The organism is Caulobacter sp. CCUG 60055 (assembly GCF_022750545.1).
Lineage (GTDB): Bacteria > Pseudomonadota > Alphaproteobacteria > Caulobacterales > Caulobacteraceae > PUIC01.
Map to the genome: position 1 here is coordinate 89,883 of NZ_PUIC01000014.1, position 20,084 is coordinate 109,966.

Annotated in this window: 17 protein-coding genes; 9 read left to right on the forward strand and 8 right to left on the reverse strand. The window is 72.1% G+C overall.

The genetic code is table 11. From position 1 onward, the window contains the following. Window positions 1–23: 23 nt before the first annotated feature. Window positions 24–278 carry a helix-turn-helix transcriptional regulator gene (locus C5708_RS16905; RefSeq protein WP_242922917.1) on the reverse strand — a complete coding sequence of 85 codons (255 nt, stop codon included), beginning with the start codon at window positions 276–278 and terminating at the stop codon, window positions 24–26. Between the two features lie 125 nt (window positions 279–403). Here C5708_RS16905 and ybaL point away from each other — a divergent pair, with 125 nt between their 5' ends. From ybaL to C5708_RS16940, 7 genes are all read left to right on the forward strand, one after another. Further along, window positions 404–2,068, forward strand: a complete 1,665-nt coding sequence (gene ybaL, locus C5708_RS16910) for a YbaL family putative K(+) efflux transporter (RefSeq protein WP_242922919.1) — start codon at window positions 404–406, stop codon at window positions 2,066–2,068. 64 nt (window positions 2,069–2,132) lie between these two features. Continuing rightward, window positions 2,133–2,555, forward strand: a complete 423-nt coding sequence (locus C5708_RS16915; protein ID WP_242922921.1) for a DUF2946 family protein — start codon at window positions 2,133–2,135, stop codon at window positions 2,553–2,555. A 99-nt stretch (window positions 2,556–2,654) separates the two neighbouring features. Beyond that, window positions 2,655–4,763 (forward strand): TonB-dependent receptor, encoded by a 2,109-nt coding sequence (locus C5708_RS16920; RefSeq protein WP_242922923.1) that lies wholly within the window; start codon window positions 2,655–2,657, stop codon window positions 4,761–4,763. 4 nt (window positions 4,764–4,767) lie between these two features. After that, complete coding sequence (locus C5708_RS16925; protein ID WP_242922925.1) at window positions 4,768–5,289, forward strand: YcnI family protein; 522 nt, start codon at window positions 4,768–4,770, stop codon at window positions 5,287–5,289. 22 nt (window positions 5,290–5,311) lie between these two features. Continuing rightward, complete coding sequence (locus C5708_RS16930; RefSeq protein ID WP_242922927.1) at window positions 5,312–5,800, forward strand: copper chaperone PCu(A)C; 489 nt, start codon at window positions 5,312–5,314, stop codon at window positions 5,798–5,800. Further along, window positions 5,797–6,435: an SCO family protein gene (locus tag C5708_RS16935; protein WP_242922928.1), complete on the forward strand. Its 639-nt coding sequence runs from the start codon at window positions 5,797–5,799 to the stop codon at window positions 6,433–6,435. The genes C5708_RS16930 and C5708_RS16935 overlap by 4 nt, the downstream gene beginning before the upstream one ends. A gap of 187 nt (window positions 6,436–6,622) precedes the next feature. Then, the gene (locus tag C5708_RS16940) at window positions 6,623–8,683 is read left to right on the forward strand and encodes a M13-type metalloendopeptidase (RefSeq protein ID WP_242922929.1); all 2,061 of its coding nucleotides are present in this window, start codon (window positions 6,623–6,625) and stop codon (window positions 8,681–8,683) included. Between the two features lie 46 nt (window positions 8,684–8,729). Here C5708_RS16940 and C5708_RS16945 read toward each other — a convergent pair whose 3' ends face one another. From C5708_RS16945 to C5708_RS16955, 3 genes are all read right to left on the reverse strand, one after another. Further along, window positions 8,730–9,431 (reverse strand): 2OG-Fe(II) oxygenase, encoded by a 702-nt coding sequence (locus tag C5708_RS16945; RefSeq protein WP_242922975.1) that lies wholly within the window; start codon window positions 9,429–9,431, stop codon window positions 8,730–8,732. Window positions 9,432–9,433: 2 nt separating this feature from the next. Continuing rightward, the gene (locus tag C5708_RS16950; RefSeq protein ID WP_242922930.1) at window positions 9,434–10,162 is read right to left on the reverse strand and encodes a methylated-DNA--[protein]-cysteine S-methyltransferase; all 729 of its coding nucleotides are present in this window, start codon (window positions 10,160–10,162) and stop codon (window positions 9,434–9,436) included. Between the two features lie 101 nt (window positions 10,163–10,263). After that, on the reverse strand, window positions 10,264–12,006 hold the full coding sequence (locus C5708_RS16955; protein WP_242922931.1) for a serine hydrolase domain-containing protein: 1,743 nt from the start codon (window positions 12,004–12,006) through the stop codon (window positions 10,264–10,266). A 142-nt stretch (window positions 12,007–12,148) separates the two neighbouring features. Here C5708_RS16955 and C5708_RS16960 point away from each other — a divergent pair, with 142 nt between their 5' ends. Continuing rightward, window positions 12,149–13,003 (forward strand): NIPSNAP family protein, encoded by an 855-nt coding sequence (locus C5708_RS16960; protein ID WP_242922932.1) that lies wholly within the window; start codon window positions 12,149–12,151, stop codon window positions 13,001–13,003. On the opposite strand, the gene C5708_RS16965 is transcribed toward C5708_RS16960, so the two are convergent. From C5708_RS16965 to C5708_RS16975, 3 genes are all read right to left on the reverse strand, one after another. Next, window positions 13,000–14,253 (reverse strand): EAL domain-containing protein, encoded by a 1,254-nt coding sequence (locus C5708_RS16965; RefSeq protein WP_242922933.1) that lies wholly within the window; start codon window positions 14,251–14,253, stop codon window positions 13,000–13,002. The two genes, C5708_RS16960 and C5708_RS16965, sit on opposite strands and share 4 nt — an antisense overlap. A gap of 94 nt (window positions 14,254–14,347) precedes the next feature. Further along, a complete protein-coding gene (locus C5708_RS16970; protein WP_242922934.1) occupies window positions 14,348–15,550 on the reverse strand; it encodes a multidrug effflux MFS transporter in 1,203 nt (400 codons plus the stop codon). A 181-nt stretch (window positions 15,551–15,731) separates the two neighbouring features. Then, the gene (locus C5708_RS16975) at window positions 15,732–16,610 is read right to left on the reverse strand and encodes a 3-hydroxybutyryl-CoA dehydrogenase (RefSeq protein ID WP_242922936.1); all 879 of its coding nucleotides are present in this window, start codon (window positions 16,608–16,610) and stop codon (window positions 15,732–15,734) included. Window positions 16,611–16,827: 217 nt separating this feature from the next. Between C5708_RS16975 and C5708_RS16980 the strand changes: the two genes are divergently transcribed. Next, window positions 16,828–19,125 carry an MHYT domain-containing protein gene (locus C5708_RS16980; RefSeq protein ID WP_242922938.1) on the forward strand — a complete coding sequence of 766 codons (2,298 nt, stop codon included), beginning with the start codon at window positions 16,828–16,830 and terminating at the stop codon, window positions 19,123–19,125. Here the strand turns inward: C5708_RS16980 and C5708_RS16985 are convergent. After that, window positions 19,122–20,012 carry a LysR substrate-binding domain-containing protein gene (locus tag C5708_RS16985; RefSeq protein ID WP_242922940.1) on the reverse strand — a complete coding sequence of 297 codons (891 nt, stop codon included), beginning with the start codon at window positions 20,010–20,012 and terminating at the stop codon, window positions 19,122–19,124. The two genes, C5708_RS16980 and C5708_RS16985, sit on opposite strands and share 4 nt — an antisense overlap. Window positions 20,013–20,084 lie beyond the last annotated feature (72 nt).

Consider the following 20,084-nt stretch of genomic DNA (forward strand, 5'->3'; position numbering starts at 1 on the left):
CCCCGGGGCCCTTGCGTCGCGGCTCAGTCCGCTCCCGCCGGCTGGCGCAACCGCACGCCCGCGCCACTATCCCGGTCGGCGGCGATCAGTTCGACCCCCGCCCCCTCCAGCGCCTCGACCAGCAGGCGCTCGGTGGCGCGATGCAGGTCGTGGCGTTCCGTCTCGAAGTCGCGCACGGTGCTGCGCGAGACGCTGGCGCGGTCCGCCAGAGCCTCCTGCGTCCAGGCCAGCAGGCCGCGCGCCGCCCGGCATTGCGCCGGTGACAAGATCTTGATCATGCCGGGATGGCCTTTTTGATCAATATCACCCATATTGGTTGAAGTATCGACCGAAATGCGCCGAGGTCAAGCGAACCCCGCCCCATCCAACCCATTATTCCTGGAAAGGCTCCCAGAAGGCCGGCATGCCCCACGAAACCCCGCTGATCGCCACCATCGTCGCCGGCCTGTGCCTGGCATTCGTCTTCGGGGCCGTGGCCAACCGGTTCAAGGCCCCGCCCTTGGTCGGCTATCTGCTGGCGGGCATCCTGGTCGGGCCGTTCACGCCGGGCTACGTCGCCGACCAGAAGCTGGCGCCCGAGCTGGCCGAGATCGGCGTCATCCTGCTGATGTTCGGGGTCGGCCTGCACTTCTCGCTCAAGGACCTGTTGTCGGTGCGCAAGATCGCCGTGCCGGGGGCGGTGGTGCAGATGGCGGCGGCCACGGTGATGGGCATGGGTCTGGGCTGGCTGCTGGGCTGGCCGCCCGGCGCGGGGCTGGTGTTCGGCCTGGCCCTGTCGGTGGCCTCCACCGTGGTGCTGCTCAAGGCCCTGCAGGAGCGACGGCTGGTCGAGACCCAGCAGGGCAAGATCGCCGTCGGCTGGCTGATCGTCGAGGACCTGGCCATGGTGCTGGCCCTGGTGCTGCTGCCGGCGCTTTCGGGCCTTCTCGGCGGCAAGGGGCCGAACGGCGAGGCCGCCGCCGGCATGAGCGGCGGCCAGATCGCCGCCGCCCTGGGCCTGACCCTCGGCAAGGTCGCCGCCTTCGTCGCCCTGATGCTGGTGGTCGGCCGGCGGGTGATCCCCTGGGTGCTGCACCGCATCGCCCACACCGGCTCGCGCGAGCTGTTCCGCCTGGCGGTGCTGGCCATCGCCCTGGGCGTGGCCTTCGGCTCGGCGTCGCTGTTCGGCGTCTCCTTCGCCCTGGGCGCCTTCTTCGCCGGCATGATGCTGGGCGAGTCCGAGCTCAGCCATCAGGCGGCCCAGGACACCCTGCCGCTGCGCGACGCCTTCGCCGTGCTGTTCTTCGTCTCCATCGGCATGCTGTTCGACCCGACCATCCTGGTCCGCGCGCCGCTGGCGGTGCTGGGGACGGTGCTGATCATCACCCTGGGCAAGTCGCTGGCGGCCATGGCCATCGTGCTGGCCTTCCGACGGCCGACCTCGGTGGCCCTGACCATCTCGGCCAGCCTGGCCCAGATCGGCGAGTTCTCGTTCATCCTGGCCAGCCTCGGCGTGGCGCTGGGCCTGCTGCCGACCGAGGGCCGCGACCTGATCCTGGCTGGGGCGATCCTGTCGATCCTGCTCAACCCGCTGATGTTCGCCGCCCTGGGGCGGGTGCATAGCCGGGTGCAGGCCAAGCGGGGCGTCGCCGAGCCCAAGGCGGAGGCCGCCCACGTGGTGCTGGTCGGCTTCGGCCGCGTCGGCCGGCTGGTCGGCGAGGCCCTGCACGGCCGCCGGCCGCTGACGGTGGTGGAAGAGCGGGACGGCGAGGCCGAGGCGCTGCGCGAGCAGGGCTACGACGCCGTGGCGGGCAACGCCGCCCAGCCCGAGACCCTGGCCCTGGCCCGGCTGGACCGCGCCGACCGGCTGCTGGTGGCCATCCCCAACGCCTTCGAGGCCGGGCAGATCATCGAGCAGGCGCGCGCCGCCAATCCCGGGCTCGACATCGTCGCCCGCGCCCACAGCGACGCCGAGGTCGAGCACCTCACCGCCATGGGCGCGAACTGCATCATCATGGGCGAGCGCGAGATCGCCAACGGCATGATCCGCCGGGCGCTGGAAGGCCCCAAGGGCGCCGCCGGCCACTAGCCGGCGGGCCCTGGACGTAACGTCCACTTGCGCTCGGCCCCTTTCGACGCCTATTGACGCGCCCATGACCGCGGGGGCGACAGCGACGAGACGACGGGGACGGGCCTGGCCCGCCTGGCTGGCCGTCGTCGCCCTGCTGGTCCAGGCGCTGATTCCCGCCGCGGCCATGGCCCACGCCCGGGCCGGCGATCCGTTTCAGATCACCCTGTGCACCCGCGAGGGACTGAAGGTGGTCACGGTCGACGCCGGCGCCGGCAAGTCCGCCGCCGCGTCGCCGATCTCCAAGCCGAAGGGCTTCGCCGGCCTGCCGTGCCTGGAATGCGTCATGGCCTGCTGTGCGGCCGTGGAGACGACGGCGCCCGACGCCGCGGCCCCGGTGCGCTACGCCGCGCCGGCCTTCGTGCTGACGCCCTTCGCCCTGGTCGGAACCCCCGGGGCCCGCGCCCCGCCACGCCCGCCTTCGCAAGGCCCCCCGACCCTCGTCTGACCGCATCCGCCGCGCGGCGGGGCGCCCTTACGCGCCCGCCGCGCGAACCCATGCCCAAGGCCGGCGCCGCGCGCCGGCCCGTCGAACGAGTGCAACGTCTTGTCCAATCGCCACCTGAACCGCGCCAGCGCCCTCGCCCTGGCCGCCGCCTTCCTCGCCGTCTCGACCGCCCGCGCCGAGGAGGCCGCCGACCAGCCCCATCCGGTCTCCGGCGTCACCGTCACCGCCGGCGGCGGCTCGCTCACCCAGCCCGACCTCGCCCAGCAGAAATCCGAACTGATACGCACCGCCGGCTCGGTCGGCTTCATCGACGCCGACGATCTCAAGGGCCGCTACGCCAACACCCTGCACGACATGCTGAAGGACGCCCCTGGCGTGTTCGCCCAGAACCGCTATGGCCAGGAAGTCCGCCTGTCGATCCGCGGCTCGGGCGTCGCCCGCGGCTATCACCTGCGCGGCGTCGAGATCGCCCAGGACGGCGTGCCCTGGAACCTCGCCGACGGTTCGGGCGACTTCTACACCATCGATCCGCTGTCGCTGCGCTCGATCGAAGTCTACAAGGGCGGCAACGGCTTAGCCCTGGGCTCGTCGACCCTGGGCGGGGCGATCAACTTCGTCACCCCCACCGCCTACACCGCCACGACGCCGAACGTGCTGCGCCTGGAGGGCGGCTCGTTCTCGACCATGCGGGCCTCGGCCACCGCCTCGCGCGTGTTCGGCGACTGGGACGCCCTGGCCACCGTCACCGGCCTCGCCTCGGCCGGCGCCCGGCAGCATTCGCGCAGCACCGACCTCTATTTCAACGGCAATATCGGCCATCGCTTCAACGACCGCGTCGAGACCCGCGTCTACGTCGCCATCGACGACACCCGCCAGCAGCTGCCGGGCTCCCTGCCCCTGGCCCAGGCCCTGGCCCATCCCGACCAGGCCGCGCCGGGCGCGGCCAACATGGTCGTCGGCGGCAACCAGCAGCGCAACGACGCGGTGCAGCGCATCGCCGACCGCACCACCGTCAAGCTCGACGAGGGGCGCATCGACGTCACGGTGTGGGCCGCCCACAAGCACCTCGACCACCCGATCTTCCAGGTGCTGAACCAGGACGGCTGGACCTGGGGCGGCGACGCCCGCTATTCCGCCGACCTCGACATCGGCGGCCTGCGCAACGAGGTGATCGCCGGCATGCGGGTGATCGCCGGCTTCAACCAGGCCAAGCAGTACGTCAACCTGGCCGGATCGCGCGGGGCCATGACCGGCAACGCCCACCAGAAGGCCTTCAACGTCGAGGCCTACGCCGAGGACCGCATCCACCTGACCCAGACCGTCGCCCTGACCGTCGGTGGCAAGTACCTGGCCGACGAGCGCGAACTCGACAACCTGACGACCCCGGCCAAGAGCGGCGAGCGCACCTTCCACGGCTTCAGCCCCAAGGCCGGGCTGCTGTGGCAGGCGACGCCCTCGGTGCAGGTGTTCGCCAACCTGACGCGCTCGCGCGACGTGCCGGACTTCACCGATCTCGCCCAGGCCAACACCGCCGGGCCGTCGTTCGCGCCCCTCGACGCCCAGCGGGCCTGGACCTACGAGATCGGCGCGCGCGGCGACCACGGGCCGGTGCATTTCGACCTGACCGCCTATCGCGCCGAGATCAACGGCGAACTGCTGCAGTACACCGTCGATCCCAACGTTCCGGCGACCACCTTCAACGCCGGCCGCACGGTTCACCAGGGGATCGAGGCGCTGGTGCGGGTCGACCTCGCCGAGGGCCTCAGCGCGCCCGACGCCGGCGACCGCCTGAGCGTGACCGGGGTCTGGAACTTCAACGACTTCCGCTTCCGCGGCGACCGCCAGTACGGAAACAACGCCATCGCCGGCGCGCCGCGCAACGTGCTGCGCGCCGAGATCCGCTACACGCGGCCGGACCTTCTGGGCCTCGGCGGCTTCTACATCGCCCCGAACGTCGACTGGGTTCCCCAGGGCGCCTGGGCCGACCAGGCCAACACCCTGCGCGCGCCGGGCTACACTCTGGTCGGTCTGGAGACCGGCCTCGACCTGCGCAACGGGCTCTCTCTCTACGTCGAGGGTCGCAATCTGACCGACGAGGCCTATGTCAGCGACGTCTCGACCATCACCGCCGCCCGCAAGGCCGGGACCTCGGTCTTCTATCCGGGCGAGGGCCGCTCGGTGTTCGCGGGGCTGCGTTATGCGTTCTAGGAAGATGTCCGTCGTGAAAGCCGCCGCCCTCCCGCTCGCCGCCGCCGCCCTGGCCTTCGCCGACGCCGCCTCGGCGCACGTGGTCATGGCGCAGAACCAGGCCAAGGCGGGAAGCTACTTCGCCGCCCGCTTCCAGGTCGGCCACGGCTGCTCGGGCTCGGCCACCACCGCCCTGCGGGTCGAGATCCCCGCGGGGGTGGCCTCGGCCCGGCCGCAGCCCAAGCCCGGCTGGACGCTGGAGGTGGTCAAGGCCGACGCCGCCACCGCCGCCAAGCCGGGAGAAGGGGTCGCCACCGTGATCTGGCGCGGGCGCCTGCCCGACGACCAGTTCGACGACTTCGGCCTGCTGATGAAGCTGCCCGAGCAGGTGGGGACGCTGTACTTCCCGGTGATCCAGACCTGCGAGACCGGCCAGTCCCAGTGGACCGAGACCCCCGGCCCCGGCGAGGACGCCCACGGCCTCGCCCGGCCGGCTCCCGCCCTGACCCTCACGCCCGGCGACGCCGTCGCCCATCACCATATGTGACCCCCGGCAAGGAGTTCTTCCCATGCGCATCCTGACCCTCTCCCTGGCGGCGCTGGCCGTCGCCGCCGCCGCGCCGGCCCTGGCCCACGACTACCGGATCGGCGGCCTGCAGGTCGGTCATCCCTGGAGCCGGGCCACGCCGCCCGGCGCCAAGACCGGCGCCGGCTATCTTTCGGTGACCAACGCCGGCAAGACGCCCGACGTCCTGCTGGGCGGTTCGACCCCCGTCGCCGACAAGCTGGAGATCCACCAGATGTCCACCGCCGGCGGGGTGATGACCATGCGGCCGGTGTCGGGCGGCGTGCCCCTCGCCCCCGGCGCGACGGTCGAGCTGAAGCCCGGCGGCTACCACATCATGCTGATCGGCCTGAAACAGCCGCTGAAGGCCGGCGACCGGGTTCCCGCCACGCTCGATTTCGCCAAGGCCGGCAAGGTCCAGATCGAGTTCGCCGTCGAGGCCATGGGCGCGCCCAAGCCCGAGGCCGGCCACGACCACAAGGGCATGCGATGAGCGACCGAGGCAACCGCATGCTGCTCGCCGTCGCGTTCGCGACGGCGGCGGCGCTGGCCGTCGGGGTGATGGGCTACACCTTCTGGCGCGGGCACCAGGGCGACAAGGCCGCCGAGGCCCGCTCCGTCGCCGCCCCGGCCCTGGCCGGGCCCAAGGTGGGCGGCCCCTTCCAGCTGGTCGACCAGGACGGCCGCAAGGTCACCGAGGCCGACCTGCGCGGCAAGCCGACCCTGATGTTCTTCGGCTTCACCTTCTGTCCGGAGGTCTGCCCCACCACCCTGACCGAGCTGACCGGCTGGCTGAAGGCGCTCGGCCCCGACGCCGACCGGCTGAACGTGGTGTTCGTCTCGGTCGATCCCGAACGGGACACCCCGGCGCAGCTCAAGACCTATCTGTCGAACTTCGACCCGCGCATCCGCGGCCTGACGGGAACGCCCGAGCAGGTGGCCCAGGCGGCCAAGGCCTACCGGGTCTATTACCGCAAGGTGCCGGTCGAGGGCGGCGAATACACCATGGACCACTCGTCGATGATCTACCTGTTCGACAAGGACGGCGGCTTCATCGAGCCGATCGGCTACGGCGAGGCCGGCGACCGGGCCATGGCCAAGGTCCGCAAGCTGCTGCAGACGCCCTGAGGCCCCGACGGGCTGACGCTAAATTCCCCGCGAAGCCGGCCGCCGTGCAAGGACGGCCGGCGTTCGTCCCGAAATGAGGGCGTTTGTCCTCAGCTCGGCCGCCAGATGAAAATTTTGTAACGGACTCGGCCAGGTTCCCGGGTGCATGTTTGGCGTCATCTGCCAACCTGGGGAAGATCGCCTCGTGATGAAACGCCTATGGCTTTGCGCGGCCGCCGCCGCCGCGCTCACCGCCTCCTCCGCCGCCACGCCGTCCTTCGCGGCCGACGCCGCTCCCGCCGCCGACGTCGCCAAGGCCCAGCACTTCGGCGCCTGGGGCTTCGACCTGAGCGGCCAGGACAAGACGGTCGCGCCGGGGCAGGACTTCTACAAGTTCGCCAGCGGCGGCTGGGAGGCCAAGACCCAGATCCCGTCCGACCGCACCCGCTGGGGCGCCTTCGACGAACTGCGCGAGCTTTCCGACGCCCGCGCGCGGGCCGTCATCGACCGCGCCGCCGCCAACAAGGCCGCGACCGGCGAGGAAGCCAAGATCGGCGCCCTCTACAACGCCTTCATGAACGAGGCGCTGATCGAGAAGCTGGACGCCGCCCCCCTGGCCCCCGCCCTGGCCGAGATCAAGGCCGCGACCACCCGCGAACAGCTGGCCGCGATCATGGGCCGGGCGATGTACGACTACTCGTCCAGCTTCTTCGGCTCGGCCATCCAGCAGGACGCCAAGAACCCCAGCCGCTACGCCCTCTATGTCGGCCAGGACGGCCTGGGCCTGCCCGACCGCGACTACTATCTGACCGACCAGTTCAAGACCCAGAAGGCCAAGTACGAGGCCTATGTCGCCCAGATGCTGGGCATGGCCGGCTGGCCCGACGCCCAGGCCAAGGCCCAGGCCATCGTCGCCCTGGAGACCAGGATCGCCGAGGCGAGCTGGTCCAAGGTCGAGCAGCGCGACCCGGTCAAGACCTACAACCCGACCACGGTCGAGCAGCTGGCCAAGGACGCCCCGAGCTTCCCCTGGCGGACCTATTTCAAGGCCGCCGGCGTCAGCGACGTCGAGACGGTGATCGTCGGCGAGAAGAGCGCCTTCCCCAAGATCGCGGCGATCTTCGCCGACACGCCGATCGACGTGCTGCAGGCCTGGCAGGCCTTCCACGTCGTCGACGCCGCCTCGCCCTACCTCTCCAAGCGTTTCGTCGACGCCCGCTTCGACTTCCGCGGCAAGGTGCTCTCGGGCCAGCCCGAGAACCGGCCGCGCTGGAAGCGCGCGGTGACCACCGTCGGCTCCAGCCTGGGCGAGGCGGTCGGCAAGCTCTACGTCGCCGCCTATTTCCCGCCCGAGTCCAAGGCGGCCATGGAGCAGCTGGTCGGCAACCTGCGCGCCGCGCTCAAGGTCCGCATCGAGAAGCTCGACTGGATGGGCCCCGACACCAAGGCCAAGGCCCTCAACAAGCTGGCCCATTTCAACGTCAAGATCGGCTATCCCGACCATTGGCGCGACTATTCGGGCCTGGAGATCAAGGCCGACGACCTCTACGGCGACATCCGCCGCTCGAGCGCGTTCGAGTGGAACTTCTGGGTCGAAAAGCTGCGCGGCCCGGTCGACCGGTCGCTGTGGGGCATGACCCCGCAGACCGTGAACGCCTATTACGACCCGACCATGAACGAGATCGTGTTCCCGGCGGCGATCCTGCAGCCGCCGTTCTTCGATCCCAAGGCCGACCCGGCGGTGAACTACGGCGGCATCGGCGCGGTGATCGGCCACGAGATCAGCCACGGCTTCGACGACCAGGGCCGGCAGTTCGACGCCGACGGGACCCTGCGCGACTGGTGGACGGCCCAGGACGCCGACAAGTTCGTCGTCCAGACCAAGCGCCTGAGCGGCCAGTACTCGGCGTTCAGTCCGCTGCCCGGCGCCCACGTCAACGGCGACCTGACCATGGGCGAGAACATCGGCGACCTCGGCGGCGTCCTGACGGCGCTCGACGCCTATCACATGTCGCTGGGCGGCAAGCCGGCGGCCAAGATCGACGGCCTGACCGGCGACCAGCGCTTCTTCCTCGGCTTCGCCCAGATCTGGCGCGGCAAGATCCGCGACGACGCCCTGCGCCAGCAGCTCGTCACCGATCCGCACTCGCCCAGCTACTACCGGGCCAACGGCACGGTGCGGAACGTCGACGCCTGGTACGAGGCGTTCGGGGTCAAGGCGGGCGATCCGCTGTACGTCGCGCCCGACCAGCGGGTCCGCATCTGGTGATCCGCCATCCGCCCCGCGCGCCAGGCGCGCGGGGCGGAGCCCTCGGTCACGCGGCGTCGTGGAAGATGACGCCCAGGGTGTGGCGACGCCCCGAGCGCAGGCGGCTGACCCCGTGGCGCAGGGCCAGGCGGTACATGCCCCGCGCGCCCTGGGCCGGCCGCTGGTTGACCGCGAAGATCACCGCCTCGCCCCGCCGCAGCGGCGCGACCATCGGCCGCGACTGCTGACGCGGCCTCTGCTCGACCAGCACGAACTCGCCGCCCTCGAAATCGACCCCCGGCTCGTCGAGCAGCACGGCCGCCTGCAGGGGGAACACCAGCTCGCCATAGAGGTCCTGGTGCAGGCAGTTGTAGTCGCCCGGACCGTAGCGCAGCAGCAGGGGCGTCGGCCGCGTCTGGCCGGCGTCGCGGCAGCGGGCGGTGAAGGCCTCCAGCGTCTCCGGATAGGTCCGCGCCTCGCCCAGGGCTCGGGCCCAGCGGCCGGCGATCGGGGCCAGCCGCGGATAGAAGACCCGCCGCAGCCCGGCCACCGGGTCGGGCAAGGGGTAGGCGAAGTACTGGTACTCGCCCTGGCCGAAGCCGTGCCGGGCCATGACCACGCGGCTGCGAAACAGCCCGGTCCGGTCGTAGAGCGCGGCCAGGTCCGCGCACTCGTCCGCCGACAGCAGCGCCCCGGTGGTCGCCCAGCCCTGGGCGGCGAGTTCGCCTTCGATGCGCGGCCAGTCGAGGGCGGCGACCCGAGCCTCCAGGCTCAAGCCGCCCGCTCCCGCGCCAGCAGGGCCCGCTTGCGCTCCACGCCCCAGCGGTAGCCCGAGAGGCTCCCGTCGGCGCGCACCACCCGGTGGCAGGGCGTGATCACGGCCAGGGGATTGGCGCCGCAGGCCTGGGCCGCCGCCCGGGTCGCCTCCGGCCGCCCGGCCCGCCGCGCCAGCTCGGCGTAGCTGACCGTCGTCCCGGCCGGCAGCTGGCGCAGGGCCCGCCAGACCGCCTGCTGGAACGGCGTGCCGCGCGCGTCGAGCGCCGGGGCGAACCCGGCGGCGGGCGAGGAGATCAGCGCCCGCGCCTGCTCCAGCTCGGTCGACAGTTCGGCCCCGGCCTCGATCAGCCGGGCGCGGGGGAACCGCCGGCGAAGGTCGGCCGCCAGCCCCGCGCGATCCTCGCCCAGCGTCACCACGCACACCCCGGCCCCGGACGCGGCCAGCAGCGCCGTTCCAAGGTCGGTCTCGACGAAGCCGTAACGCAGCGTCTCGCGCTGCTCGTCCGGCTTGCAGCGCTTGCAGGGGCGCAGGCCGGACGCGCGCGCGGCCTCGGCCGTGCCGTAGAAGCGCACGTTCTCGCGCTTCGGCCGGCCGGCGCAGGTGGGCAGGCAATAGACGCCGGTGGTCAGCACCCCCATCAGGAAGGCGCCTTCGGCGGCGGGGTCGCGCCGCTGGGCCGCGGCCCAGCGGTCGTCGTCGTTAGAAAAAGCGGAGGAAGTCATGTCCGCGCTCCGTGTTCATCCATGCGGCCAATCTGCGCCGCGATGAACCAGCCCGCATTCCGATGCTTGCTATCCGCCAGATTTAATCCGCCCCGCGCCGCTCAGACCCGGTCCGGCCGGCGCAGATAGTCGACGCCCGAGAAATTCATCCGCTGCGGCCGGCCGGCGACCACGGCGTCGAAGCGCACCCGCTCGGCCCCGTGCGGATCGGCGCCCACCCGCCAGACGCCGCCGCCCAGGTCGATCAGCGGCTGGGCACCGTCGAGCCACAGGCCCTCGCCTCGCGCCACCACCCGGATCGCGCCGCGCCAGGGATCGTCGTTGTCGTAGCGGCCGGCCAGGGCGGCCAGGGCCGGCGACGGCGCGGCGCGGACGGCCGAGGCCCCGCCGGCGGCATAGAACACCGATCCCAGCCAGGCGCCGGCCACCTTGCCGCCGGCGCGCTCGAAAGCCAGGGGATAGCGGGCGAAGGCCGGATCGTGCGCCAGCAGCAGGTCGTCGCCGATCGCCTCCAGGACGACCTCGCGACCGTCCACGGACAGCCGCGTCTCGTCGCCCGACCGCCGGATCTCGAACGCCGCGCCGGAGGCGGCGCGATAGGCGCCCAGATAGGCGGCCTCGACCGCCGGCCGTTGCGGCTCGGGCGGGGCCGGCGGCTCGCGGCCCTCGCGGACGGCGCGCAGAGCCTCGCAGGCGTAGGCCGTCACCGCGCGGGGCCGATAGACGATCAGCCCGACATTGGTGCTGGCGAACGCCCCCACCCCGGCCGCGCCGTCGACGTGCAGCGACGAATTGAAGGCGATCATGCCGCCGGTGTGGTGCAGATAGGTGCGCCCGCCCGCCTGGACCACGGCCAGGCCGTGCGCGTAGCGCGCGCCAGGCATGCCCCAGCCGGGCGCGTCGACGCCCGGAGCGCAGAACCGCGCCGCATGGGCGTCGTCGAGCAGGGCGCCGCCATGCCCCCGCGCCGCGCCGATCAGCCAGCGGACATAGGCGGTCATCGCCGCCGAGGTCGCCGCGACGCATCCCGCCCCGTCGGCGGAATCGACCCAGGCCGCCTGTCCCAGCCGCCCCGGCGTCGGCGCCGGCAGGTCCTGGACGTAGGGGCTGCGCCCGACCGCGTAGCGATGACGGTCCTCGGCCCGCAACGCCCCCACGGCCTGGCCGGCCATGCCCAGCGGCGCCAGGGCCTCGCCCTCGATCACCTCGGGCAGGCTGCGGCCGTGCAGCCGTTCCAGCGTCCAGCCTAGGAGGTGGTAGCCGGTGTTGCTGTAGCTCCACGACGATCCGGGCTCGTATCCGCGCCACAGCCGGCCGTCGCCGCCGCGCGGAAACACCGGGGCGTCGTCCGGCAGGCCGGAACTGTGGTTGAGCAGGTGGCCGAGCGTGATCGGCGTTCCGTCCGGCCACGGAACATCCGGCAGGATGTCGCGCATCGGCGTCGCCAGGGCGACCCGGCCGGCCTGGATCTGGCGGAAGATGCAGAGCCCGACCAGCGACTTGCTGATCGAGCCGATCTGCACCAGCCGGTCCGAGGTGAAGGCCTCCTTGCGGTCGGCGTCCGCCCAGCCGGCGTTGATCACCGCCGCGAAACCGTCGGCGTCGGCGACGCTCACAGTCATCCCCGGCAGGCCGAACGCCTGGCGGTGACGTTCGACCAGCCGGCCGATGGCGGCCAGCGCCGGGCCGTACTCCGGACGGCCGCCCGACAGCACCTGCACGGCCGGCTCCGGACCGCCCCCGGCGTCCTGGCCGTCCCGACCCTGGGCGCCGGCGGCCCCCGCCGCTCCGGCCGCCAGCCCCAACGACACGGCCCCAAGGCCGAGCACCGCCCGCCGATCCATGCATCTCCCCCTTCGTATTGTCCCGGCAGTTGGGACGCGACGGCGGCCCGGCGCAAGCCCGATCATTTGCGGGGTCGCCGAAATTCCTGCCACAGGATGTCAGCCATGCGGGCGATCCTCTCCCCCAAATGGAGACCACCGCATGACCCGGGCGCCCGAGACCCCAACGCAGCATTCCTCGCCGGCCGGTCGCGACCGCCGCCGCGTCCTCAAGGCCCTGGCGGCGGCGGGCGCGGCGGCGGCGGGCCCCGTCGCCGGCTCGCCCCGTCGAGACGGCCCGGGCGGGCGATGCTGCCCGATCGTCGAACTGCGGCAATACACTCTGCACGCCGGGCGGCGCGACACGTTGATCGACCTGTTCGACCGCGAGTTCATCTTGGGCCAGGAGGCGGCGGGCGTGCGGGTGATCGGCCAGTTCCGCGACCTCGACGACCCCGACCGGTTCGTCTGGATGCGCGGCTTCGCGGACCTGGAAAGCCGGGGCCGCGCCCTGGCCGCGTTCTATGGCGGTCCCGACTGGCGGCGGAGCCGGGCGGCGGCCAACGCCACCATGCTCGATTCCGACAACGTGCTGCTGCTGCGGCCGGCCGAAGACGGCGGCGGCTTCGCCCTGGACGGGATGCGGCGCGGCGGCGCCCGCGGCTTGCTGGCCGCCAATCTGCACTATCTCGACGCCGACGCCGTCCAGCCCTTCGCCGCCTTCTTCGAACAGGCGATGAAACCGGCGATCGCCGCCGCCGGGGGACGGGTGGCGGCGGCCTTCGTCACCCACGACGGCCCCAACAGCTTCCCGGCGCTGCCGATCCGCGCGGGCGAGCACGTGCTGGTCTGGTTCGCCGGCTTTGCCGACGCCGCCGCCCACGCCCGCTTCGCCGAGCGCCTGCGCGCGGGCCAGACCTGGCGGGAGAAGGCCGCGCCGCAGATCTTCCGGCAACTGGCGCGCAAGCCCGAGGTGCTGCGGCTGGTTCCGACCTCCGGGTCGCTGCTGGGCGCCTAGCGCCCGGCGCCGCGGCGGCGCAGCGCGCCGCGCATGAAATCGGCCGGCGGGTCGGTCTCGGCCAGGACGGCGTCGCGGATGGCGCGGGGCTCGCCGAACAGGTGGCCCTGGCCGTAGGCGACATTGAGTTCGAGGACGTCGATGGCCTGGCGCTCGCTCTCGATCTTCTCGGCCACCAGCTCGACGCCGTAGCGGCGGGTGAGGTCGGCGAAATCGGCGGCGTTGAGGTCCTTGAGCGAGCGCAGCGCCGGCCGGCCGTCGGCCTCCAGCAACTGGTCGACCAGCACGTCGGCGGACACCTTGACGAACTTGACGTCGGCGCGGCTGAGATCGGGGAAGTCGAGGTCGAGGTCGGAGACCTTGTCCAGCGAGAAGCGGAAGCCGAGATCGGCCAGCTTGGCCATGTTGCGGGCCTCGACGGCGCCGCGCGACCCGAACGCGGCCTGGCCCAGCTCGAAGATCAGCGCCCCGGCCAGGTCCTTGTTCTGGGACAGGAACTCCAGGAACTGCGGGAAGAACACCTCGTCGGCCAGCGACCCCAGGGCGATGTTGCAGAAGATGCCGACCTTGCGGTCCTGCTTGGCCAGCCGCCGCACGATCTGCACGCAACGGAACAGCAGCAGGTTGTCGATGGCCGAGACCAGCCCCTCGGGCTCAGCGACGCTGAGATATTCGGCCGGCATCATCACCCGGCCGCTGGGGTCGCGCAGGCGCGAGAAGCTCTCGTAGAACACCGTGCGGCGCTGCGGCAGGCTGACCACCGGCTGCAGGTAGAGGTCGACCCGGTTGTCGGCCAGCGCCTCGCGCACGGTCTCGAGCAGGGCCGAGGACTGCCGCTCGGCGTGCGAGGGCGAGAAGGCCCCGCGGGTGGACTGCCGCTGCTCCAGGCTCTCGCTCATGCGCTGGACCAGCGCCTCGAGCATGCGCATCTCGCCGGTCAGCTCCTCGGAGCGGCGCACGGCGTCCTCGCGGACGGTGTCGTTGAGCTCGCCCAGCCGGGCGTTCATCTTCTCAAGCTGGTCGGCGAGGATGACATGGGCCTCGCGCACCGCGCCGATCTCGCCGCGCAGGGCGGCCAGGTCGAACGCCCGCGCCGCCAGCCCGTGCAGGGCGAAAGCGAGGCCGAGGCCGCCGACCAGCGCCGCCACGGCCGCGCCCCAGCCGCCGCCGGCCCGCCAGACATAGAGGGCCAGGGTCAGAACCAGACAGATATAGGCTGCGGAAAGCAGCGCTACGGTCACCTTGCGCATGGAGTCCCGCCCGCTCGAATCAAAGGGATTATCGAACGGTTAACCCGGTCAAGTCGAATGGAATGAATGGTTAACGTTTCGCGCGGCCGCGAATCTATTCGGCCGGCGCCCCCAGGGCCGCGCCGCGCGGCCGCAGGGTCAGCCGGGTGAACACGAAGGCCAGGGCCGCGCAGACGGCGACGCCCACGGCCATCGGCAGCGGACCGCCGTCGGCGAAGGCGCCGGCCGCCGCCATCGCCGCCGCCCCGACGATCATCTGGACCGCGCCCATCAGGGCCGAGGCGGCGCCGGCGATGTCGCCGTGCTCCTCCAGCGACAGCACCGCCGCCGTCGGCACCACCAGCCCGAGGAAGCCGTAGCCGACGAACAGGAAGGCGGCCAGGACGCCGAGGCCGGTCGCGCCCGCCGCCATCGTCGCCGGCAGGGCGATCATGGCCAGGGCGAAGCCGGCCACCGCGCCCCGCATCACCGCGGCCAGGCCGAAACGGCGGATCAGGCCGCTGCTGAGCTGGGCCACGCCGAAGAACGACACGGCGTTCAGCGCGAAGAACAGGCTGTAGAGCGTCGGGGACAGGCCATAGTGGTTGATCAGCACGAAGGACGAGTTGGCCAGGTAGACGAAGAAGGCGGAAATGCCGAAGGCCCCCGCCAAGGTCAGGCCCATGAACGTGCGGTCGGCGAGCAGCTTGCGATAGGCTGCGAACGCCCCGGCCCACGAGCTGCCGGCCCGCGCGGCCGGAAGCCGCGTCTCGCGCAGGGTGGCGATCAGGACGAGGCCGATCAAGGCCGCGCCGGTGACGGTCCAGAACACGCCGCGCCAGCCGGCGACGGCGATCACCAGGCTGCCCGTCAGCGGGGCCAGGATCGGCGAGACGCTGAACACCAGCATCAGCAACGACATCAGCCTCGCCGCCTCCGGCCCGGTGTGCAGGTCGCGCACCACCGCGCGCGGCACCACCATGCCCGCACAGGCCCCCACCGCCTCGACCACGCGGAAGGCGATCAGCGTCTGGACGTCCGGCGCCAGCGCGCAGCCGATGCTGCCGGCCGCGAACAGCGCCAGCCCGAAATAGAGCGGCGCCTTGCGCCCCAGCATGTCGGACAGCGGGCCGTAGGCGAGCTGGCAGACGCCGAGGGTGATGAAGAAGGCCATCAGGCTCATCTGCACCGCGTCGGGACCGGCCTTCAGGCTCTGGCCGATGGACGGCAGGGCCGGCAGGTACATGTCGATGGCGAACGGCCCGACGGCCGAGACGAGGCCGAGGATCAGGGCGGTGCGGAGGAAGCCGGTCTTCATGGTCGCCGTCCCTGAACTGGCGGAATACGCGCCCGGACGGGAGCGGCGCGCCGGCGCCCGCAAGGCGTCGGCCCGGCCTGCTATGTGGCGATGCGTCGTGGCGGCTCAAGGCCCAAATCCACGGCCGCCGCGATTTCCCGGGGTCGGCGATCCCGGCGCAAGGCCGGGCCGCCTACGGGCGTCAGCGAGTGGGAACCGGGTGCTCGCCGCGATAGTCGTAGAATCCACGGCCGCTCTTCTTGCCCAGCCAGCCGGCCTCGACGTACTTCACCAGCAGCGGGCACGGCCGGTACTTGGAGTCCGCCAGCCCGTCATAGAGCACGTTCATGATCGACAGCACGGTGTCGAGGCCGATGAAGTCGCCCAGCTCCAGCGGCCCCATCGGGTGGTTGGCGCCCAGCTTCATGGCGGTGTCGATCGCCTCGACGGTGCCGACGCCCTCGTACAGGGTGTAGATCGCCTCGTTGATCATCGGCACCAGCACGCGGTTGACGATGAAGGCGGGGAAGTCCTCGGCGTTGGTGGTGGTCTTGCCCAGCGAGCGGGCGAACTTGACCGCGGTCTCGTAGGTGCCGACGTCGGTGGCGATGCCGCGGATCACCTCGACCAGCTTCATCAGCGGCACGGGGTTCATGAAGTGCAGGCCGATGAACCGCTCGGGCCGGTCGGTGGTCGAGGCCAGGCGGGTGATCGAGATCGACGAGGTGTTCGAGGCCAGGAGGGTGCCCGCGGCCAGGTGCGGCTGCAGCGCCTTGAAGATCGCCTTCTTGACGTCCTCGTCCTCGGTCGCCGCCTCGATGGCCAGGTCGGTCTTGCCGACGCGGTCGAGGTCCTCGGCAGGCTTGATCCGGCCGAGCGCGGCGTCCATGGCCGCCTGGTCGATGACGCCGCGATGCACCTGCCGGGCGAGGTTGTGCTCGACCGTGGCCAGGCCCGCGTCGATCTTCTCGCGCGTCAGGTCGTTGAGCAGGACCTCGTAGCCCGCGAGCGCGCACACATGCGCGATGCCCGAACCCATCTGGCCCGCGCCGATGACGCCGACCCTCTTGATATCAACCATTCAGCCCAAACCCTTGGCGGTTCCCGACCAGGCTATTTGCCCCGGGAAAGGTGACAGCTTTCTAACACGACTATCCCCGGGCTCGGAAAGTCTTTGCTGCGATGCAACGACCACGCGCGACGAGACGGCGCCGCACACGGCCTGATTGTTTGCGCTGGCGCTCTGGGCCGATCGGCGATTCGCTGTAGGCTTTACCGTCTTCGATGCAGGGTGGGGCATGCATCACGCGCACCAGCCGGTTTTCACCGTCCTTTCCGTGGTCATCGCCGTCGCAGGCTCGTGGACCGCGCTGGACCTGGCGCGCCGGGTCGACGCCAACGCCGGCCGCGCCCGGCTGGCCTGGCTGGCCGGCGCCGCCCTGGGCCTCGGCCTGAGCATCTGGTCGATGCATTTCGTGGCGATGCTCGGCTACGACCCGGGAGCGCCGGTCAGCTACGCCCCGGGCCCGACGCTGCTGTCCCTGGCCCTGGCCATCGTCGCCACCGGCGGCGCCTTCCTGGCCGCCCCGCCGGCGGACTTCAAGCTTCAGTGGCGCTTCGCCCCGCCGCCGCAGGCGCGCCTGGTCGGCGCCGGCGTGTTCATGGGCGTGGGCATCTGCGCCATGCACTATGTCGGCATGTCGGCCATGCGCATGGACGGGGTGCTGCGCTACGACCCCTGGCTGGTGGCCCTGTCGCTGGTCATCGCCGTCGGCGCCTCGATCAGCGCCCTGGCGGCGGCGCGCGGCGAACAGAGCCTGCCCCGGAAGATCGGCGCGGCGGTGATCCTCGGCTTCGCCATCGTCGGCATGCACTACACCGGCATGGCCGCCGTGCGGTTCATCCCCGCCGGAATGGAGACGCACGTCTACAGCGCGACCACGCCGCTGATCATCGCCCTGGGCGTGGCGGGCGCCACCTTGATGGTGCTGTGCCTCAGCCTGGCGGCGGCCGTCTTCGACCGGCGCTTCGCCGAACTGACCGTGCTGGAGACCGCCGCCCTGCGCCGCTCGGAAGAGCGCATGCGCGCGGTGCTCGAACAGATGCCGCTGGGCGTGATCATCGCCGAGGCCCCCAACGGCCGCCTGGCCTTCTCCAACGCCGAGGCCGCCCGGCTGATGGGCCACACGCCGCCGCCGGCCGAAAGCTGGCGCGACTACACCGCCCATCATGGCTTCCACACCGACGGCCGCCCGCTCAGCGCCCACGAATACCCGCTCAGCCGGGTGGTGCTGCAGGGCGAGCACGTCAGCCGCGAGCTGCACCTCTATCGCCAGCCCGGCGGCCGCATCGCCTCGCTGGAGGTCAGCGCCGCGCCGGTACGCGATTCCGACGGCCGGCTGGTGCTGGGCGTGCTGGCCATGCAGGACGTCACCGACAAGCTGGAGGCCGAGGCGGCCCTGCGCCAGGCCCAGCGCCTGGAGGGCGTCGGCCAGTTGACCGGCGGCGTGGCGCACGACTTCAACAACCTGCTCACCGCCGTGATCGGCGGCCTGGACCTGGCCCTCAAGCGCATCGAGGACGAGCGCGCCCGCCGGCTGGTCACCAACGCCCTGCACGCCGCCCAGCGCGGCGCCAAGCTGACCGCCCAGCTCCTGGCCTTCTCGCGCCGGCAGCGCCTGGAGACCCGCGCCGTCGACCTCAACGCCCTGATCGCCGGCATGAGCGACCTGCTGACCAGCACCCTGGGCGGGGCGATCAAGGTCGAGCACGCCCTGGCGGCCGACCTGCCGCTGGCCGTGGTCGACCCGGCCCAGGTCGAGCTGGCGCTGCTGAACCTGGCGATCAACGCCCGCGACGCCATGGGCGGCGACGGGGTGATCACCCTGGCCACCCGCGCGGTGTCGCTGGGCGAGCCGGGCGGCCTGCACGAGCCCGAGCCCGGCGACTACGTCATGGTCTCGGTGCGCGACGAGGGCTCGGGCATGACGCCGGACGTGCTGGCCCGCGCGGTGGAGCCGTTCTTCACCACCAAGCCGGTGGGCAAGGGCTCGGGCCTGGGCCTCAGCCAGGTCGCGGGCCTGGCCAAGCAGCTCGGCGGCGGCCTGCGCATCGACAGCGCTCTGGGCTTCGGCACCGAGGTGATGCTGTTCGCCCCGCGCGCGGCGGCGGGCGTGGCCGAGCCCAGCGGGCTGGCCGAAGGCCCGGCCGTCTTCGCCCGGCCGGCGCCGCCGATGAACGTGCTGGTGGTCGAGGACGACCACGCCGTCCGCGCCTATGTCTGCGAGCTGCTGCGCGAGGCCGGCCACGGCGTCGTCGGCGCGGCCGGCGGCGCCGAGGCCCTGGCCCGCCTGCAGGGCGGCCTCAGGCCCGACGTGCTGCTGGCCGATTTCGCCATGCCGGGCATGACCGGCGCCGAGCTGTTGCGGCAGGCGCGCGCCCTGCTGCCCGGGCTGCCAGGACTGATCATGACCGGCTATCTCGACCGCGAGGCCCTGCCGGTCGAGCTCCAGGCCGAGGACCTGCTGCAAAAGCCGTTCGAGCCGCGCGAGCTGTTCGACCGCCTGGTCCGCGCCGCCGAGGCCGCCCGGGTCTAGGCCGCCGCGCGGGGGATCTGCGCCTCGGCCACCAGCCAGTCGCGCAGCTTGAGGATGCGCGGCAGCTTGGGATTGTCGCCCCGCCACACCACGAAATAGCCGGCGCGGGCGTCCACCGATTCCGGGAAGGGACGGACGAGGCGGCCCGTGCGCAGGTCCTCCTCGACCAGGCCGCTGCGGGCCAGGGCCACGCCGACGCCGTGCAGGGCGGCGTCGACCAGCAGGGCGGAATCCTCGAAGATCAGGCCGCCCTGGGCCGGCGGGGCCTCGACGCCGACGCAGCGCATCCAGAGGCTCCACGGCCGGCCGTTCTGGCGCAGCAGCGGCGCCTTGAGCAGATCGGCCGGCTCGCGCAGCGGATAGCGGGCGAGGAACTCGGGGCTGCACACCGGAAACAGGCTGTCCATGAGCAGGGGCGTCGCCTCCAGCCCGGGCCAGTCGCCCGAGCCATGGCGCAGGCCGACGTCGACCCGCTCGGAGAAGAAGTCGACCATGCGGTCCTCGACGCGCAGGGTCAGGCGCTCGCCGCCGAGGTCGTCGGTCAACCGGGCCAGGCGGCGCGCCAGCCAGCGGGTGGCGAAATGCGACACCACGGTCAGGACCAGGGGGCCGCAGTCGGCGTCCGAACGCAGCTCGTCGACGCCCCGCTCCAGCACGGCCAGGGCCTCGCTCACCCGCGAGGCCAGCGCCGCGGCGACCGGGGTCGGGGCCATGGCGTTGCCCTGGCGATGGAACAGCCGCAGGCCGAACTCGGCCTCCAGCCGCCGGATCTGCTGGCTGACGGCGCCGTGGGTGACGTTGAGCTCGGCGGCGGCGCGGCTGTAGCTGCGGTGGCGGGCGGCGCTTTCCAAGGCTCTCAGCGCCAGGAACGGGGGCAGACGGCTCATGCGCGGGTTGTTAGCGCCATTCACAACCCGAGGCAAAAACTATCGTTCGCGGAACAGGCCCCTCGGAGGCAT

Excerpts from the sequence above, each read along its gene's own strand:
- C5708_RS16905 (WP_242922917.1), bottom strand. The coding sequence starts at position 278 with ATGATCAAGATCTTGTCACCGGCGCAATGCCGGGCGGCGCGCGGCCTG.
- ybaL (WP_242922919.1), top strand. The coding sequence starts at position 404 with ATGCCCCACGAAACCCCGCTGATCGCCACCATCGTCGCCGGCCTGTGC.
- C5708_RS16915 (WP_242922921.1), top strand. The coding sequence starts at position 2,133 with ATGACCGCGGGGGCGACAGCGACGAGACGACGGGGACGGGCCTGGCCC.
- C5708_RS16925 (WP_242922925.1), top strand. The coding sequence starts at position 4,768 with ATGTCCGTCGTGAAAGCCGCCGCCCTCCCGCTCGCCGCCGCCGCCCTG.
- C5708_RS16930 (WP_242922927.1), top strand. The coding sequence starts at position 5,312 with ATGCGCATCCTGACCCTCTCCCTGGCGGCGCTGGCCGTCGCCGCCGCC.
- C5708_RS16935 (WP_242922928.1), top strand. The coding sequence starts at position 5,797 with ATGAGCGACCGAGGCAACCGCATGCTGCTCGCCGTCGCGTTCGCGACG.
- C5708_RS16940 (WP_242922929.1), top strand. The coding sequence starts at position 6,623 with ATGAAACGCCTATGGCTTTGCGCGGCCGCCGCCGCCGCGCTCACCGCC.
- C5708_RS16950 (WP_242922930.1), bottom strand. The coding sequence starts at position 10,162 with ATGACTTCCTCCGCTTTTTCTAACGACGACGACCGCTGGGCCGCGGCC.
- C5708_RS16955 (WP_242922931.1), bottom strand. The coding sequence starts at position 12,006 with ATGGATCGGCGGGCGGTGCTCGGCCTTGGGGCCGTGTCGTTGGGGCTG.
- C5708_RS16960 (WP_242922932.1), top strand. The coding sequence starts at position 12,149 with ATGACCCGGGCGCCCGAGACCCCAACGCAGCATTCCTCGCCGGCCGGT.
- C5708_RS16965 (WP_242922933.1), bottom strand. The coding sequence starts at position 14,253 with ATGCGCAAGGTGACCGTAGCGCTGCTTTCCGCAGCCTATATCTGTCTG.
- C5708_RS16970 (WP_242922934.1), bottom strand. The coding sequence starts at position 15,550 with ATGAAGACCGGCTTCCTCCGCACCGCCCTGATCCTCGGCCTCGTCTCG.
- C5708_RS16975 (WP_242922936.1), bottom strand. The coding sequence starts at position 16,610 with ATGGTTGATATCAAGAGGGTCGGCGTCATCGGCGCGGGCCAGATGGGT.
- C5708_RS16980 (WP_242922938.1), top strand. The coding sequence starts at position 16,828 with ATGCATCACGCGCACCAGCCGGTTTTCACCGTCCTTTCCGTGGTCATC.
- C5708_RS16985 (WP_242922940.1), bottom strand. The coding sequence starts at position 20,012 with ATGAGCCGTCTGCCCCCGTTCCTGGCGCTGAGAGCCTTGGAAAGCGCC.